This is a genomic window from Wenyingzhuangia gilva, assembly GCF_030519655.1.
GTDB lineage: Bacteria > Bacteroidota > Bacteroidia > Flavobacteriales > Flavobacteriaceae > Wenyingzhuangia > Wenyingzhuangia gilva.
The window spans coordinates 630,155-647,335 of record NZ_JAUMIT010000001.1; the positions used below are offsets into that span (position 1 = coordinate 630,155).

Below are 17,181 nucleotides of genomic sequence, written 5' to 3' on the forward strand. Positions count from 1 at the left end.
TACATACTTGATACTTTTTTATCTCATCTTTAGAGTCACAATAGACAACACTGCTAATAAAATACCTACGATTAAAAACCTTGCTACAATTTTACTTTCGTGATATCCTTTCTTTTGATAATGGTGATGTAATGGAGCCATTAAAAAAACACGTTTTCCTTCGCCAAACTTTATTCTTGTGTACTTGAACCAAAAAACTTGGATAATAACAGACAGGTTCTCTACCAAGAAAATTCCCGCCAACACTGGAATCAACAATTCTTTACGAACTGCAATGGCAATTACTGCAATGATTCCTCCAATGGTTAAACTTCCTGTATCTCCCATAAACACTTGTGCAGGAAATGTGTTATACCATAAAAAACCAATCAAACCACCGGCAAAAGCACTTATATAAATGGTCATTTCCCCTGAGTTTGGAATATACATCACGTTTAGATAATCTGAGAAAACAATGTTCCCTGACACCCAAGCAAAAACTCCTAAAACCGCTACAATAATGGTAGAAGTTCCTGCTGCCAAACCATCAATACCATCAGTTAAATTAGCTCCGTTAGAAACTCCCGTTACAATAAATATCACTACAGGAATAAAAATAAGCCAAGCGTAATCAGCAGCATTTTCTCCCATCCAACTGATGACAGAAGCATAATCAAACTCATTATTTTTTAAGAATGGAATGGTAGTTTTTACTGATTTGATTTCCTCTCCAAACAAATGTGTATTGGCTATTTTTTGAGAAAAAGGCAATTCTTTTTTCATGGTCACGGCAGGATGAAAATAGAACATCGCTCCAACAAACAATCCTAAACCAACTTGACCTAAAACTTTAAACTTCCCTTTTAATCCTTCTTTATCTTTTTTAAATACTTTGATATAATCATCTAAAAACCCAATGGCACCCATCCACAAAGTGGTGATGATTAAGATGATTACATAAATATTATCTAATCTTGCAAATAAGAATACTGGAATTAAAGTGGCTAAAATAATAATCAGTCCTCCCATGGTTGGTGTTCCTGCTTTTTGCACTTGACCATCCAACCCTAAATCCCTTACCGTTTCTCCAATTTGTTGTTTACGTAAATAATCTATCAATCTTTTTCCGTAAATGGTAGACAATAACAATGAAACCATAAATGCCAAAGCCGAACGGAACGTAATAAACTGAAACAAACTAGCTCCAATCAGTTGATATTCTTTTTCTAAATACTCAAATAAGTAGTACAACATTATTTATTCAGTGTTTCAAAAGTTTCTATTAATATCTCTTTATCATCAAAATGAGTTCTTTTCCCATTTACTTCTTGATAGGTCTCGTGCCCTTTACCAGCCACCAAAACCACATCATCTTTTTTAGCCAATTTACAAGCTGTCTTAATCGCCTGTTTTCTATCGGAAATCGTTAATACTTTATGTGCTTTTTCAGCTGTAATCCCTGCTTCCATATCTTCTAAAATCAAAGCCGGATCTTCAGTTCTTGGATTGTCAGAAGTTAAAATGACCTGTGTGCTTAACTCTGCCGAAATCGCAGCCATTTTAGGTCTTTTGGTTTTATCTCTATCACCTCCACAACCCACCACTGTAATAATATTTACAGAAGAATTCACCATTTCTTTAATGGTGCTTAATATGTTTTTTAAGGCATCTGGTGTGTGTGCATAATCTACCACGCTTACAATTCCCGTTTTAGAAACTTGATACTGAAAACGACCATCTACACTTTTTAACTGACTCAAAGCAGTTAACAATTCCATTTCATCAACTCCTAATTCACAAGCCACTCCGTAAATAGCCCCTAAATTTGAAGCATTAAATCCTCCCACCAATTGCACCCAAACTTCATGTTGATTGATTTGTAATAACATACCAGAAAAACTCTTTTCTAAAATCCTCACCTTATAATCGGCCAATGTTTTTTGAGAATAGGTCTTTTTGGTGGCTTTGGTATTTTGCAACATCACCATTCCGTTTTTATCATCGGTATTGGTTAATGCAAAAGCTGATTGAGATAAATGGTCAAAAAACGATTTTTTAACATCTCTATACTCACTAAAAGTTTTGTGATAGTCTAAATGATCATGCGTAATATTGGTAAATACTCCACCATTAAAATCCAATCCAAAAGTTCTTTCTTGATGAATTCCATGAGAGCTCACTTCCATAAAACAATAATCAACGCCAACTTTTACCATTTCTGCCATATACATATTAATAGCTAAAGAATCTGGTGTGGTGTGTGTGGCTGTAAATTCTTGTTGATCTACCACAACTTTTACGGTAGATAACAAGCCTGTTTTATACCCTAACAAGTGAAATAACTGATACAACAAACTCGCAACAGTAGTTTTTCCATTGGTTCCTGTAACACCAACCAACTTTAGTTTTTCTGAAGGATGATCGTAAAAATTAGCCGCCAACATTGCTAAAGCTTCATTAGCGTTTTCAACCTGTACATAAACCACTTCATCAACAATTGCTGGAGGAATTTCTTCACAAACAATTACGTTTGCTCCTAAATCAATGGCCTTTGAAATGTATTGATGTCCATCAACATGCACTCCTTTTTGAGCCACAAACAAAGTTCCTTTGATAACTTTTCTAGAATCAAAAGCAATAGCATTCGCCTCAACCTTTTCGTTAAAGTTGATTTGATTTAGAGTCGCTACTTTTTTAAATAAATCTTTTAATTCCATATTAATATAATACTACTTGTTGACCTCTTTTGATATCTACTCCTTTAGTAATGGATTGTCTTTTTACATATTCCAATCCTCCTTGAACATCTACCAACAATCCTTTATTCTCTAAAACAGAAACCGCATCCATTAAAGCCATGCCTCTAACATCTGGCATGATGGTTTTGGTCTCTAAATTTTCTTTTTGATATTCTTGATAATCTGTTTCTAAAGATGTCAATGTTGGTAAATCCAACATTACCTTTTTTTCTTTTAAAGAACTGGTATATATTTTTTGAGCAATCGCTTTAAAAACAGGAGCTGCAACGGTTGCTCCATAATATCCTTTGTGCTTGTTGGGTTTGTTTACCACAACCACACAAGTATATTTTGGATTTTCTGCTGGAAAAAATCCAGTAAAAGAAGACACGTACTGTGTGTTCCCTGTCCAATATTCTGTTTGACAAGTACCTGTTTTACCTGCCATAGAAAAACTAGGAGAATATAACTGTTCAGCAGTTCCACGAATCACCACATTTTTAAGAATTGCTTGAAGCTCTTCGATGGTTTCTTTGGATGCAATTTTAGGATTTAAAACTTCCGATTCAAACACTTTCTCTACCTCTCCTTGATGGCGTAATTCTTTGATGAATCTCGGTTTTACCATGACTCCATCATTGGCAATGGCGTTGTAAAAAGTTAACAATTGTAATGGTGTTACTTTTACTCCATATCCCCATGCCATCCAAGCTAAAGACAAACCGTTCCAACTATTTGGGTCTCCTCTTTTTACATATTTTGGATCTGGAATAAAAGGTTGTCCTTCTCCTTTAATAGGCACTCCTATTTTTTCTCCAAACCCAAGTTTGTTAATTCCATCAACAAATTGTTGCGGATTGTTACTGTAAGCCTTCATCACCATTTTGGCAATTCCAACATTAGAAGAAACCTCAATTGCTCTGGCCAAAGATATTTTTCCATATCCACCTCTATGAGAATCTATAATACTTCTTCCGTAAACTTTCATCACCCCTTTCTCTGTATCAACAATATCTCCAGTATCTACTTTTTTATCTTCTAAGCCTACCAATAAACTTGCTAGTTTAAAAGTTGACCCTGGCTCTTGTGCTTCATAAATGGCATAATTTCTTTTTTCAAAATAATTACCCTTTGCAGATTTTCCCAAATTTACAATAGCTCTAACTTCTCCCGTTTGGGTTTCCATCACCATAGCACAACCATGATCTGCTTCAAAAGTTTCTAACTGCTCTAACAAAGCCGCATGCACTACATCTTGAATATTTACGTCAATGGTAGTAATCACATCACTCCCGTCTTGAGGTTCTTTTTCATTTTTATCGTTAATAGGTTTCCATTGACCTTTAGCTATTCTTTGCTTCTTTCTCCAACCGTGGTGCTCTTTTAAATAATTAATATAAGCTCCTTCTACTCCAACATTACCTCTATAATCAGAATACCCAACAGTTCTCACAGCTAAATCACCTAAAGGTCTTGCCCTAACATTTCTTTGTTCTGTAATTAAACCACCTCTGTATTGTCCTAATTTTAAAATTGGAAAAGTTTTTAATCTAGCATAGTCTATGTAACCTAAATCTTTTGCAAGAAATAAATACCTATTTCTACGTCTTTTTCCTGATCTTAAATAATTTCTGTAATAAGAAGATGGCTTTTTAAACAAGACCGATAGAGAATCTGACAAAGCATTGATATTTTCTTCAAAAACATTATTATCAATAGTTACCATATCTAGCCTAACCGTGTATTTAGACATCGTGGTAGCTAAAAGGTTTCCGCCTGTTGCATATATGTTCCCTCTATTAGCAAAAATGGTATCTGTTTTAATAGTTCTTTGAACAGATATCCTCCTATAATACTCTCCTTCAACAGATTGTATAAAACCCACACGCACAATTAAAACAACAAAAAGCACAGCTAGCACTAACACTAACCAACCTAATTTGTCTACGATGCTTTTTTCTGTGGTGCTCAATTTTTTCTATTTTGGTTTTTTAACTACTATTTTTATTGGGGGTTCTACAGATGATTTTAACCCTTCTTGTGCTACTTGATCTTTAACCGTGGATTCTAATTTTAAATGAACCACTTTGGTTGCGCTATCTATATACTCCGCTTTTAGCGCTCTTATTTCTTTATTAAGAACTGATATCTTTATATTTTTTTCATCGGTTTGGTGTGCGCAAGTAATCATGATAATTGACATTCCTAAAACCACAAAGATGACTTTCCAGTTTTTAACAGAATCACTCTTTATTAAGAAGTCTCCTTTTAAAACACCAGAAATAAATTCACCAACTCCTACCATTAGCTTTTTAATTTTGCAATTCTCAACTTGGCACTTCTCGCTCTATTGTTTATTTTGATTTCCTCTTTGCTTGGCAATATCAATCCTCCAACTTTTTGCAATGGAACACTAAAGTTTCCATAAAAGTCTTTTTCAGGTTCCCCTTCAAACATTCCTTTCTGAATGAATCTTTTTACCAATCTATCTTCTAAAGAATGATAAGAAATCACACTCAACCTTCCCTCTTCATTTAAAATGTTTGGAATCTGAGTTAAGAATTCTTTTAACACTTCTAATTCCTGATTTACCTCAATTCTTAACGCCTGAAAAATTTGTGCTAATATTTTATGCTCTTTTGCTTTTGGCAAAAACTGAGATAACACTTGTTTTAATTGAAAACTAGTTTCTATTTTATTTTCTTCACGAGCCGCTACAATTACTTTAGCCATCGCTCTACCATTTCTTAACTCCCCGTACTGAAACAAAATATTCGCAATATCCTCTTGAGTATAATAATTAATGATATGTGCAGCACTTACTTCTGCTTTTTGATCCATACGCATATCTAACTGCGCATCAAAACGAGTAGAAAACCCTCTTTCTGCTTGATCAAATTGATGAGACGAAACACCAAAATCACCTAAAACTCCATCTACTTTTTTTGCTCCATAAAACCTTAAAAACCTTTCTATGTATCTAAAGTTTTGTGGAATCAAGGTAAAACGCTCATCGTCTAAAGCGTTTTCGTGCGCATCAGGATCTTGATCAAAAGCAAACAATTTACCACCCTCTCCCAATCTTGATAAAATTTCTTTTGAATGACCACCGCCCCCAAAGGTTACATCTACATAAATACCGTTTGGTTTTATATTTAATGCATCTACACTTTCTTTTAACAACACTGGATTATGATAACTCATCTTCTTCTGTATTTAAACCTCCCATTACTTGTTCTGCCAATTCAGCAAAATCATCCATTGCACCATCAATTGCTTTTTCATACAATTCTTTATCCCATATTTCTATAATTGACACCGCTGATGACAACACTACTTCTTTTGATATTTTGGAATATGCCAATAAATCTTTTGGCAACAATAATCTTCCAGAAGCATCTAATTCTATGTTTTTAACGCCAGCAGTAAACAATCTTATGAAATCATTGTTCTTTTTTACAAAGCGATTCAGCTTTCCCACTTGCCCCATTACCTTGTTCCACTCTGCCATTGGGTACAATTCTAAGCAAGGCTGAAACACAGAACGTTTTAACACAAACCCCTCATGCACAACACCTTCTAACTGTTTTTTTAATCCAGCCGAAAGCATTACACGTCCTTTGGTGTCTGTTTTACATTCGTATGTTCCTATTAATGAATCCACTTTTTTAGTTTACTTTTCAAAAATATAAAATATTTCACCACTTTCTACCACTTTCTACCACATTGTTGATAAGTTTTACCACAACACCATAGATTGCTTATATTTTAAATATCAATCAGTTAAGAAGTTAGCTTTCAAGCTATAGGCTATATTTATGAATACGTGGTTTTTTATCAAAAAAAGTTTACATTTGCAGCTAAACCTAAGCCTAGATAATAAGCATGGAATATAACGTTAAAACGGAAGGAGAGTTTAAATACATTGAAGCTGGAGAAGGTAAAACGATTATTGTTTTACATGGCTTAATGGGGACACTTGATGATTTTGCTGGGGTTGTAAAGCACTTTTCTAAGAATGGATACAAGGTTTTAGTACCCGAATTACCTATTTATACCCTACCTATAATTAAAACAAACATTAAGAATTTAGCTAAGTTTGTTAAAAAATTTATGGAATACAAAAACATTCCACAAGCTACTCTTTTAGGCAACTCAGCTGGTGGGCATGTTTCTTTATACATTACCAAAGCATTTCCCGAACTTGTTGACTCAATGGTATTAACAGGAAGCTCTGGCTTATATGAAAAAGCGATGGGTGACACTTACCCAAAACGTGGTGATTATCAATACATAAAAACAAAAGCCGAAGCTGTTTTTTACGATCCTAAAACTGCTACTAAAAAAATGGTAGATGATTTGTTTGAAACTGTAAATGATAGAAATTGTGCCATTAGAATTTTAGCAATGGCTAAAAGTGCTATTAGACACAATATGGCAAATGATTTACCTCATATGAAAATCCCTACTTGTTTGGTTTGGGGTAAACAAGATGATGTAACCCCGCCAGAAGTAGCCGAAGAATTTAATAAATTACTACCAAACTCTGAATTGTTTTGGGTTGATAAATGTGGACATGCTCCAATGATGGAACACCCAGATCAATTTAACGAAATAGTTGCTGCTTGGTTTGAAAAAAACAACATAAAGTAATGCAGATTAAATCTGCAGAATTCATCGTAAGTAATTCAGAGGTATCAAAATGCCCTTCTGAAAACCTACCTGAATACGCTTTTATTGGTAGGTCTAATGTTGGAAAGTCTTCATTAATCAATATGATTACCGGAAGAAACAAACTTGCAAAAACATCGGGAACTCCTGGTAAAACGCAACTAATCAATCACTTTAAAATCAACAAAAATTGGTTTTTGGTAGATTTACCTGGTTATGGATATGCTAAAGTATCTAAAAGCACTAAAAAGGAATTCCAAAGTTTTATTACCGATTATTTTAAACAACGTAAAGCACTGGTTTGTACTTTTGTGTTGGTAGACTCTCGTCATACGCCACAAAAAATAGATGTTGAGTTCATGGAATTCTTAGCAGAAAACGAAATACCTTTTGCTATTATTTTTACAAAAACGGACAAACTAAAACCTAGAGCCATTACTCAGAACATTGCCAAGTACGAAGCTGAGATGTTGAAAGAAAAATTTGAATATTTTCCTACTTATTTCACCTCATCATCTGCAAATAAAAATGGTAGAGACGATATTTTGAACTTTATTGAGACCATCAATAAAGACTTTAACACTGGTAATTTGTAAAAAAGTTTGCAATGCATTCTACCAAAAACAACTTACAAATCCTTTTTGAAGACAATCACATCATTGTGGTTAACAAACGTTCTGGAGACATAACTCAAGGAGATAAAACTGGAGATAAACCCTTAAGCGATGTTGTTAAAGAATATATTAAACACAACGAAAACAAACCTGGGAATGTTTATTTAGGAGTTGTACACAGACTAGACAGGCCTACTTCTGGAATCGTTATTTTTGCTAAAACATCAAAAGCTTTAGAACGATTAAACAAAGCTTTAAGAGACCAAAAAATTCACAAAACTTATTGGGCTGTTGTGAACAAACAAGATATTCCAAAAAAACAAACCCTATCTCATCACCTAGTTAAAAATCCAAAAAACAACAAATCTAACGTTTGCTTACCAACCACTCAAGGAGCAAAGCATGCGATACTTCATTATGAAGTGATTAAAATATTAGATAATTTTCAGTTGTTAGAAATTGAACTTGAAACAGGGAGACATCACCAAATTAGGGTACAACTTTCTACTTTAGGCTGTACTATTAAAGGAGATTTAAAATACGGTGCAAAAAGAAGTAATAAAGATGGAAGTATTCATTTACACGCTCGTAAAATAACATTTATCCATCCTGTAAAAAAAGAACCAATCACTTTAACAGCTCCAGTTCCTAATGATGCTATTTGGCAAGCTTGTGAAAGCTAATTAGATTCATCTATTTTTAAAATTCCAAAAACAATTTCATCTTTGCGTTTATCATAATAAGCATAATATAAACCTTCATTCTTAAGTCTTATGAATGACATATATTTTATTTTAAACTTATCTATTTTATTATCTAAATAACTCTCTAACAAATCAACGTCTTTAGCATAATCTATTTTTTTTAATTCAAACTCTTCACCTCTATACTTCATGATTTGTTGATTAGAATCAATCACAAATTTTAATATTTTTTTATCAACAGTTTTATCATTAATAAAAGGATACGGGATTGAAATAACATTAAAACCACCTGGAATAGAAGCCTTAATGTTTTGCATTTGTTGCTGCATCATTTGTTGTTGCTGCATCATCATTTGTTGGTGAAATTGCATCTGAAATAAATCATTATAATATGTTTCCCTAGAAATACATGAAACACTTACAATTTCATTATCAGTACCTTTTTGTTTATAAACGGTTAGTGATGGTACTTTGTTTTTAGATCCTATTCCTAATATAACTTTAGTAAGCATTATTTTATCTATAGTATCTTTTCTAGCCAAATCATTTAAATTATAATTTTTGATAACATTACTTTTTAAATCAACATTGCTAAAAGAGACTTGATTTTCATTTTCTGCTATAAAATAAAACCTATCTCTCGTTAAAAAGGAGTTATAGCCTTTAACTTTTTTATCAAATCCAAATGGCAGCTCATTATAACCTGACCACATGAATTTATTCTCATTTCTGGTAAACTTAAGAATTAATGAATGACGAATTTTTGGATTTAAATAAGTCATATATATGTTATCCTCATCATAAAAAAGCCTATCTCCCGGAGCCCCAATATTTTCAGAATAGCCAATACCAGAAACTACTGTTAATGCTTTAAATTTGGTTTTTGCGTAGGATTTTACAATTTCATTTGGCAATACTGTCTCAGATTTCTCCTTCTTTTTATAATCTTTAATAGTTACTATCTCAAATTTTTCTTTATCAATATAAACGAAACAAGAATAATCTTTAGATGAAAATTTCAGAGTTGGAGTAGCCAGATATAATTTTTCTGTATTAGCCTCTTTGCTAGTTAAATTAATTGAAAACAATGTGTAATCTTTTTGCTCATCGTTATAGGCAGGAGTACTATTATAAAATCTTTCTTTTGTTGAAAAAACAAGTACCAAATTGTTTTCTGCTCTATGATATAGCTCTAAATTTTGAGGAGCATCTGAATCAAACTTTCCTATATAATAAGAAACAGAATCTTTTAACGTGTATATCAAACACTCGTATTTCTTTGTTTTATGATTTTTAACATTTAGTATACTAAAAAAAGTACCATCTACTTTATAGGATCCAACATTTGAAAACGTTAAACTTTCATCAACCTTAATACTCTGAGAAAAACTCACAATACCAAACAACAGCACCACAACACTAATAATCTTTTTCATATTCTTTTTTCAACAAAAATAAAAAAGCCTGATCAAATCAGGCTTTTTTTAAACTTCTATATGGTAAACTTATTACGAACAGTACTCATCATAAGCTCCAGACAAGTTTGCTGCAATTGCTTCAGCAGAATGCCCTTCAATATGATGACGCTCTAACATGTGCACCAATTGTCCATCTTTAAACAACGCAACCGCTGGTGATGATGGAGGAAAAGGAATCATAAATTCACGTGCTTTTTGAACCGCTGGCCCATCAACTCCTGCAAATACAGTCCCTAAGCTAGTTGGTAATTTTGCATTTTGTAAAGAAGCAATTACTCCTGGTCTTGCCGTTCCTGCAGCACAACCACAAACTGAATTTACTACTACTAAAGCAGTTCCTTCTTTTGCAATGAATGATTCTACATCAGCTGGAGATTTTAAGGCTGTTACTCCTGCTTGTACTAATTGTGCTTCCATTGGAGCCGTTAATTCTTGTGGATACATATGTATATACTTTTAAATTCAATAAATAATAATTCAAATCCTTTGAACCAATATGCAAATTTAGACAATTAATATTCCAAAACCTTACAGAGTGACATATTATCAGTTAACAACTAATAATTGATTTCAAATCTATTTAATCTTTAATGCTTTCCTTCAAAAAACCTCCCCTTCAACAAGCAATTTTTATAAAGACAACCATATGTCATGATAAAAACAAACATATGACAGGATGAAATTTGTTTTTATAACGAAACCTCCAAAAACCGACCTAAAACACTCAAAAACTGACTCTTAAGATTTAATTTTACAATCGAATTCAAGTTAAAAAAACAAAAACGACAGTTTCAAGAAAGTTTAACCCCAAATTTTATTAAAATGAAAAACCTATTTCTAATTACAATCGTTCTCCTATCATTTCACAAATCTTTTTCCCAAGCAAAAATCTCTATTTCGGACGCTATAAATATAGCTGGAAGACAAAGAATGTTAGGCCAAAGAATGGCAAAAGATAAAGTTTATTTAGCAGCTGATGTAAACAGCACAGAAGCTAAAAAAGAACTAGAATATACCATTTCTATCTTTCAAAATGGATTAAAAATATTAAAGGATTTTGCTCCTACAGATCTTATAAAATCTAGAGTAGAAGAAGAAGAAAAAACATTTAACGTATATAAAACATACATTTTAGACGACTCAAAAAAAGCAATGCAAATAGTTGTTAACACAAATACAATCTTTCTTAAAATTTGCGACAATTTAGTTATTGAAATATTAGAATACGCAAAACAACAGCCTTTAAACAACATAAACATTCCTAACAAAAACCTTGAGTTAAAAATACCAGAAGCAACAAATATTGCCGGTGAATTAAGATACCTAACTCAACGATTAACATTATACTATGCTATCAATAATTATCATATAAAAAATATTTCTCCTTCAGAAATAGATAAAATCATTAAAACTCTAGACAAAAACATTAATTACCTAACTGCTTTAGACATTAATACCTTAAAAATAGAAGAAGAAATTAACGACATCAGAATAGACTGGATGAAGCTTAAAAAAGGTATTTACAAAGACGAAAAAATAGATTTTGAAGCTAAAAAAATAAATCCTATTAAACTCTACAAAGTGTGTAACAGAATTTTATACAAAGCAAACGTTACTGCAAAAATGTATACAGAACTAGCTAAATCATAAAAAATAAACCTTCTATATTATTATGTGCTCAATATTATTTATATGTTGAGCATATTTTATTTACTGACATTTTTTCCGAATACAATTAAGGCAAGATTCTTGTTTCAATAAAAACTTTAAATATTTTGTTGATAACACATCAACCTGATAAAACAAACACACAAATCATGAAAAAATTTGCAAATTGGATTGGAGCTGGAATAGGATGGGCTGCAGGGGGACCTATTGGTGCTGCCTTGGGATATTTGATTGGAGCTGCGCTAAAAGGTGCTACTTCTGATTATTCTGAATTCCAATCAGACAATAGTAGCTATACTAGTAGAACGACACAAGCAGGAGATTTTGAAATTAGTTTACTGTTTTTATCTGCTGTAGTAATTAAGGCTGATGGAAAAATATTACAAAAAGAATTAGACTACGTTCGCAATTATTTTGTGCAGATGTATGGAAAAGATAGAGCCAATAATGCTTTTAAATTGTTTAAAGGAATTATTAACGACACCTCTTTATCTACTCAAGAAGTTTGTACACAAATTAGAAGTCATATGTCTGCTGAGTCTCGTGCTCAATTGATTCATTTCTTGTTTGCCATTGCAAAATCTGATGGACATGTAGCCGATGTAGAAGTACAAACCATTCAGTCTATTGCCAATTACTTATACATCAACCAAGCTAGTTTTAACTCTATCAAAGCGATGTTTTATGACAATAGTGAATCTGCTTATCAAATATTAGAAGTTTCTAAATCTGATGACAATGATACTATTAAAAAGGCATACAGAAGACTCGTTAAAGAACATCACCCAGATAAATTAGCGCACTTAGGAGAAGAACATTTAAAAGGAGCTCAAGAAAAGTTTCAAAAAATTCAGGAAGCTTACGAAACGATTAAAAAAGAAAGAGGGTTGTAATTACAACCCTCTTTCTTTTTTAATCGTCACTTTTGCCTCCCAACAATTTCTTTTTAAAAATTCCAAAAGCTCCAGCAACTGCAACAGCTATAACTTTCCAAAACTTAAGCAATACAGCAAAAAAACCTGCTTTGGCTAATATCTTACCAGCAATTAATCCCCCTATTCCATAAGCCGCAATTTCATCAACATCTGGGTTAAACTCACTGTAAGTAAATCCTTTAGAAAAATGAACACTATTTAATATTTTATCTATATCCTTATTTACATTTTCTAACTGATTTATATCTCCAATTATATTTAAATTTAAATATCCTTTTCTTCCTAAAACTCTAACATTATAATTTAAGGTATTAATCTCACTCTCATCAAATCTCAATTCCTTTGCCCAATGTAATTTTTTATGAACATCATCATAATACGGAGGTGTTGCCCATCCTATCAATTCAATACTTGGATAACCATTTTTCAATCTATCCTTGTTCTCCAAATCTGCATCTGACTTCATTTGCTTTAACAAATCATCATAATCAATCTCCTTAGCATCCTCATCACTTACAAACCCATCTTCCGTATAAGTTATTTCAACTGCATATGAAAAAGTATCACTTGTTGCAGAAACACCATTTGGGAACATTAACCCAATAATATCTGAATGAGGATTTCCCCATAATTTTTCCAACACAAACTCTCCTTCTTTTTTATTTAAAAAAGTAAAACCTTCAGGCAAGTTTAAAACAGCTAAATCAGAATTTAACTTAAGTGAGCCTGTTTGATATTTAAAATGAGCCTGAACACTATCTAACATCTTTAAGTATTCTCACTCTTTAGGTGTTAAATCATCGTTTGCAAGGCAAACAATTGTACATATCATTAACAATAATGTCGTAATTTTTTTCATAGTTTTTTAGTTTTTTGGTGCACAATATATGAATATTCATCAAACATTTCTAAAAACTGCCACTCTATTGTTAATCATCAATTAAAACCGTAATTTCGCAATCCAAATTGAATACCCAATAAAATGAGTGCAAATTTCAAAGAACATAAAGGATTAAGTTTAACCAACATTGCATCAGAAACGCTTAAGTTTTGGCAAGAAAATAACATCTTTCAAAAAAGTATTGATGCTAGAGAAGGAAAAGAACCATATGTGTTTTTTGAAGGACCTCCTTCTGCCAATGGATTGCCAGGAATTCACCATGTTTTAGGAAGAACCATAAAAGATGTTTATCCTCGTTTTAAAACCATGAAAGGTTTTAAAGTTCAGCGTAAAGCAGGATGGGATACACATGGTTTACCTGTAGAATTGGGCGTTGAAAAAGAATTGGGAATTACCAAAGAAGATATTGGTACTAAAATTTCTATTGAAGAATACAACATTGCTTGTAAAAAAGCGGTGATGAAATATACAGACATCTGGAATGATTTAACCGAACGTATTGGTTATTGGGTAGATATGGAAGATCCGTATGTAACTTACAAACCAAAATACATGGAAACGGTTTGGTGGTTGCTAGGTCAGATTTACAAAAAGAATTTGATCTATAAAGGATATACCATTCAGCCTTATTCACCAAAGGCAGGAACAGGGTTAAGTTCTCACGAAATCAATCAACCTGGAGCGTATCAAGATGTAACAGACACGACTATTGTTGCTCAGTTTAAAGCTATTAAAGCTACTTTGCCAAAAAGTTTACAAGTGATAGATGGAGATATTCATTTCTTAGCATGGACTACCACTCCTTGGACACTGCCAAGCAACACCGCTTTAACTGTTGGTCCTAAAATTGAATACGTAGTTGTACAATCATACAATCAATATACGTTTGAACCTATTACAGTTATTTTAGCTAAAAACTTAGTATCTAAACAATTTGGTAAAAAGTTTGTTTCAGTTAGCACACAAGAAGAATTAGAGACTTATACAAAAGCTGATAAAAAAATTCCATTCTTAGTTGGAGAAACTTTTGTTGGAAAAGATTTAGAAGGAATTAAATACGAACAACTATTACCATGGGCATTGCCTTATGAACATCCTGAAAACGCTTTTAGAGTGATTACAGGAGATTTTGTTACTACCGAGGATGGAACAGGTATTGTACACACGGCTCCTACTTTTGGTGCAGATGATGCTTTTGTAGCTAAAAATGCTACCCCTTCTGTGCCGCCTATGTTGGTTTTAGATGATCATGAAAATCCAGTTCCTTTGGTAGACTTACAAGGTAAGTTTAGAAACGGAGTAGGTCCACATGCTGGTAAATATGTTAAAAACGAGTATTACAACGATGGGGAAGCACCAGAGAAATCTGTAGATGTAGAAATTGCCATTCAGTTAAAAGAAGAAAATAAAGCATTTAATGTAGAAAAATACAAGCACAGTTATCCACATTGTTGGAGAACAGATAAGCCTATTTTATATTACCCATTAGATTCTTGGTTTATAAAAGTTACGGAAGTTAAAGACCGTATGCATGAATTAAACGACACCATTAATTGGAAACCCGAATCTACTGGAACAGGTCGTTTTGGAAACTGGTTAAAAAATGCCAACGATTGGAACTTATCTCGTTCTCGTTACTGGGGAATTCCATTACCTATTTGGAGAACCGAGGACGGAACAGAAGAAATCTTAATCAGTTCAGTAGCAGAATTAAAAGCTGAAATTGAAAAAGCTCGTGAAGCAGGAATTGCAAATCCTACTTATTTTGATGCTTTTGAAGTCGGAAATATGTCTGACGACAACTATGATCAAATCGACTTACACAAAAATATTGTTGATGAAATCACTTTGGTTTCTCCTAAAGGACAACCAATGAAACGTGAAGCAGACCTTATTGATGTTTGGTTTGATTCTGGTTCTATGCCATACGCACAACAGCACTATCCTTTTGAAAACAAGGAGTTGATAGATAATAGAGAATTTTACCCAGCTGATTTTATTGCAGAAGGAGTAGATCAAACTCGTGGATGGTTTTATACTTTACACGCCATTAGTACCATGGTTTTTGACAATGTTGCTTATAAAAATGTAGTTTCTAACGGATTGGTTTTAGACAAACACGGTAAAAAAATGTCTAAGCGTTTAGGAAACGGTATTGATCCTTTTGCAACCATGGATCAATACGGACCCGATGCTACACGTTGGTACATGATTTCTAACGCAAATCCTTGGGACAACTTAAAGTTTGATTTAGAAGGAGTTGATGAAGTAAGACGTAAATTCTTCGGAACTTTATACAACACCTATTCATTCTTTACTTTGTATGCTAATATTGATGGATTTAAATATGCTGAAGCAGACATCAACTTAGAGGACAGACCAGAAATAGATCGTTGGATTTTATCTGAATTGAATACCTTAATTCTAAAAACAGAAAAATTCTATAACGAATACGAGGCAACAAAAGCTACACGTGAAATACAGAATTTTGTAACCGAGAACTTATCAAACTGGTTTGTGCGTTTAAGCAGAAGACGATTTTGGAAAGGTGATTACGGAACTGATAAAATATCAGCATACCAAACGCTTTATACGTGTATGTTAACCGTGGCAAAATTAAGTGCTCCGGTTGCCCCATTCTTCATGGATAATCTTTACAAAGACTTAACCTCTGCAACACATACAGAATCTTATGAATCAGTACATTTGGCCGAGTTTCCAAAAGCAGATGTTTCTGCCATTGATGAAAGCTTAGAACGTAAAATGCAAAAGGCTCAACAAATATCATCTATGGTATTGTCTTTACGTAAAAAGGAAATGATTAAAGTACGTCAACCGTTACAAAAAATCATGATTCCTGTGTTAGACAACCAGCAAAGAGAAGATATTTTAGCGGTTCAAGATTTAATATTATCAGAAGTAAACGTTAAAGAAATTGATTTATTAGACGATGCTTCGGGAGTATTGGTAAAGAATATCAAACCTAATTTTAAAGTTTTAGGACCTCGTTTTGGTAAAGATATGAAGTTGATAGGTGCTGAAATTCAAAAATTTACACAAGATGACATTGCAAAATTAGAGCGTGATGGTAAAATTTCTGTTAACATTGGAGAAAATTTAGTAGATTTAACGCTAGAAGAAGTTGAGATAAGTTCACAAGATATTGAAGGTTGGTTAGTGGTAAACCAAGGAGGATTAACAGTTGCTTTAGACGTAACCATTTCTGATGAGTTAAAAAACGAAGGAGTGGCTAGAGAATTGGTTAACAGGGTGCAAAACTTGAGAAAAGATTCAGGTTTAGAAGTAACAGATAAGATTAAATTATCTATCCTTGTAAACGAAGTTTTAGAGAAAGCTGTAAATACAAACCAAGCATATATCAAGAGCGAAACCTTAACCAATCAATTAGAATTTGTAAACGAACTAAATGATGGTTTAGATATTGAATTCGACGACATAAAAAGTAAAATATTCATTCATAAAATCTAAATAT

15 protein-coding genes are annotated in these 17,181 nt (G+C 32.8%); 6 read left to right on the plus strand and 9 right to left on the minus strand.

Going from position 1 to position 17,181, the window contains the following annotated elements:
* Nucleotides 1-18: 18 nt before the first annotated feature.
* From mraY to mraZ, 6 genes are read right to left on the minus strand one after another with little or no spacing between them, the layout of a single operon-like run.
* Nucleotides 19-1,233: a phospho-N-acetylmuramoyl-pentapeptide-transferase gene (gene mraY / locus QVZ41_RS02900; protein WP_302883044.1), complete on the minus strand. Its 1,215-nt coding sequence runs from the start codon at nucleotides 1,231-1,233 to the stop codon at nucleotides 19-21.
* On the minus strand, nucleotides 1,233-2,696 hold the full coding sequence (locus tag QVZ41_RS02905) for a UDP-N-acetylmuramoyl-L-alanyl-D-glutamate--2,6-diaminopimelate ligase (RefSeq protein ID WP_302883045.1): 1,464 nt from the start codon (nucleotides 2,694-2,696) through the stop codon (nucleotides 1,233-1,235). Before QVZ41_RS02905 ends, mraY begins: the two co-directional genes overlap by 1 nt.
* 1 nt (nucleotide 2,697) lies before the next feature.
* Nucleotides 2,698-4,689, minus strand: a complete 1,992-nt coding sequence (locus QVZ41_RS02910) for a penicillin-binding protein (protein WP_302883046.1) — start codon at nucleotides 4,687-4,689, stop codon at nucleotides 2,698-2,700.
* 6 nt (nucleotides 4,690-4,695) lie between these two features.
* Nucleotides 4,696-5,022 carry an FtsL-like putative cell division protein gene (locus tag QVZ41_RS02915; protein WP_302883047.1) on the minus strand — a complete coding sequence of 109 codons (327 nt, stop codon included), beginning with the start codon at nucleotides 5,020-5,022 and terminating at the stop codon, nucleotides 4,696-4,698.
* Nucleotides 5,022-5,921: a 16S rRNA (cytosine(1402)-N(4))-methyltransferase RsmH gene (gene rsmH, locus QVZ41_RS02920; protein WP_302883048.1), complete on the minus strand. Its 900-nt coding sequence runs from the start codon at nucleotides 5,919-5,921 to the stop codon at nucleotides 5,022-5,024. The genes QVZ41_RS02915 and rsmH overlap by 1 nt, the downstream gene beginning before the upstream one ends.
* Nucleotides 5,908-6,381 (minus strand): division/cell wall cluster transcriptional repressor MraZ, encoded by a 474-nt coding sequence (gene mraZ / locus QVZ41_RS02925; protein WP_302883049.1) that lies wholly within the window; start codon nucleotides 6,379-6,381, stop codon nucleotides 5,908-5,910. The genes rsmH and mraZ overlap by 14 nt, the downstream gene beginning before the upstream one ends.
* 221 nt (nucleotides 6,382-6,602) lie before the next feature.
* Between mraZ and QVZ41_RS02930 the strand changes: the two genes are divergently transcribed.
* The 3 genes from QVZ41_RS02930 to QVZ41_RS02940 are packed head-to-tail and all read left to right on the plus strand — an operon-like array spanning nucleotide 6,603 to nucleotide 8,685.
* Nucleotides 6,603-7,370 (plus strand): alpha/beta fold hydrolase, encoded by a 768-nt coding sequence (locus QVZ41_RS02930; RefSeq protein ID WP_302883050.1) that lies wholly within the window; start codon nucleotides 6,603-6,605, stop codon nucleotides 7,368-7,370.
* On the plus strand, nucleotides 7,370-7,984 hold the full coding sequence (gene yihA / locus QVZ41_RS02935; protein ID WP_302883051.1) for a ribosome biogenesis GTP-binding protein YihA/YsxC: 615 nt from the start codon (nucleotides 7,370-7,372) through the stop codon (nucleotides 7,982-7,984). Before QVZ41_RS02930 ends, yihA begins: the two co-directional genes overlap by 1 nt.
* An 11-nt stretch (nucleotides 7,985-7,995) precedes the next feature.
* Nucleotides 7,996-8,685 (plus strand): RluA family pseudouridine synthase, encoded by a 690-nt coding sequence (locus tag QVZ41_RS02940; RefSeq protein ID WP_302883052.1) that lies wholly within the window; start codon nucleotides 7,996-7,998, stop codon nucleotides 8,683-8,685.
* Here the strand turns inward: QVZ41_RS02940 and QVZ41_RS02945 are convergent.
* On the minus strand, nucleotides 8,682-10,142 hold the full coding sequence (locus QVZ41_RS02945; protein ID WP_302883053.1) for a hypothetical protein: 1,461 nt from the start codon (nucleotides 10,140-10,142) through the stop codon (nucleotides 8,682-8,684). The genes QVZ41_RS02940 and QVZ41_RS02945 overlap by 4 nt on opposite strands.
* Before the next feature lie 72 nt (nucleotides 10,143-10,214).
* Complete coding sequence (locus tag QVZ41_RS02950; RefSeq protein WP_302883054.1) at nucleotides 10,215-10,628, minus strand: BrxA/BrxB family bacilliredoxin; 414 nt, start codon at nucleotides 10,626-10,628, stop codon at nucleotides 10,215-10,217.
* 378 nt (nucleotides 10,629-11,006) lie between these two features.
* On the opposite strand from QVZ41_RS02950, the gene QVZ41_RS02955 reads away from it, so the two are divergent.
* Both QVZ41_RS02955 and QVZ41_RS02960 read left to right on the plus strand, forming a co-directional pair.
* Nucleotides 11,007-11,834, plus strand: a complete 828-nt coding sequence (locus QVZ41_RS02955; RefSeq protein ID WP_302883055.1) for a type IV pili methyl-accepting chemotaxis transducer N-terminal domain-containing protein — start codon at nucleotides 11,007-11,009, stop codon at nucleotides 11,832-11,834.
* Nucleotides 11,835-12,001: 167 nt separating this feature from the next.
* Entirely contained in the window at nucleotides 12,002-12,745 is a 744-nt protein-coding gene (locus QVZ41_RS02960) for a TerB family tellurite resistance protein (RefSeq protein WP_302883056.1), read from the plus strand.
* A 19-nt stretch (nucleotides 12,746-12,764) separates the two neighbouring features.
* On the opposite strand, the gene QVZ41_RS02965 is transcribed toward QVZ41_RS02960, so the two are convergent.
* A complete protein-coding gene (locus QVZ41_RS02965; RefSeq protein WP_302883057.1) occupies nucleotides 12,765-13,553 on the minus strand; it encodes a DUF2167 domain-containing protein in 789 nt (262 codons plus the stop codon).
* A 216-nt stretch (nucleotides 13,554-13,769) separates the two neighbouring features.
* Here QVZ41_RS02965 and ileS point away from each other — a divergent pair, with 216 nt between their 5' ends.
* On the plus strand, nucleotides 13,770-17,177 hold the full coding sequence (gene ileS, locus QVZ41_RS02970; protein ID WP_302883058.1) for an isoleucine--tRNA ligase: 3,408 nt from the start codon (nucleotides 13,770-13,772) through the stop codon (nucleotides 17,175-17,177).
* Nucleotides 17,178-17,181 lie beyond the last annotated feature (4 nt).

Coding starts and splice junctions, on each gene's coding strand:
- mraY (WP_302883044.1), bottom strand. CDS start 1,233: ATGTTGTACTACTTATTTGAGTATTTAGAAAAAGAATATCAACTGATT.
- QVZ41_RS02905 (WP_302883045.1), bottom strand. CDS start 2,696: ATGGAATTAAAAGATTTATTTAAAAAAGTAGCGACTCTAAATCAAATC.
- QVZ41_RS02915 (WP_302883047.1), bottom strand. CDS start 5,022: ATGGTAGGAGTTGGTGAATTTATTTCTGGTGTTTTAAAAGGAGACTTC.
- rsmH (WP_302883048.1), bottom strand. CDS start 5,921: ATGAGTTATCATAATCCAGTGTTGTTAAAAGAAAGTGTAGATGCATTA.
- QVZ41_RS02930 (WP_302883050.1), top strand. CDS start 6,603: ATGGAATATAACGTTAAAACGGAAGGAGAGTTTAAATACATTGAAGCT.
- yihA (WP_302883051.1), top strand. CDS start 7,370: ATGCAGATTAAATCTGCAGAATTCATCGTAAGTAATTCAGAGGTATCA.
- QVZ41_RS02940 (WP_302883052.1), top strand. CDS start 7,996: ATGCATTCTACCAAAAACAACTTACAAATCCTTTTTGAAGACAATCAC.
- QVZ41_RS02945 (WP_302883053.1), bottom strand. CDS start 10,142: ATGAAAAAGATTATTAGTGTTGTGGTGCTGTTGTTTGGTATTGTGAGT.
- QVZ41_RS02950 (WP_302883054.1), bottom strand. CDS start 10,628: ATGTATCCACAAGAATTAACGGCTCCAATGGAAGCACAATTAGTACAA.
- QVZ41_RS02955 (WP_302883055.1), top strand. CDS start 11,007: ATGAAAAACCTATTTCTAATTACAATCGTTCTCCTATCATTTCACAAA.
- QVZ41_RS02960 (WP_302883056.1), top strand. CDS start 12,002: ATGAAAAAATTTGCAAATTGGATTGGAGCTGGAATAGGATGGGCTGCA.
- QVZ41_RS02965 (WP_302883057.1), bottom strand. CDS start 13,553: ATGTTAGATAGTGTTCAGGCTCATTTTAAATATCAAACAGGCTCACTT.
- ileS (WP_302883058.1), top strand. CDS start 13,770: ATGAGTGCAAATTTCAAAGAACATAAAGGATTAAGTTTAACCAACATT.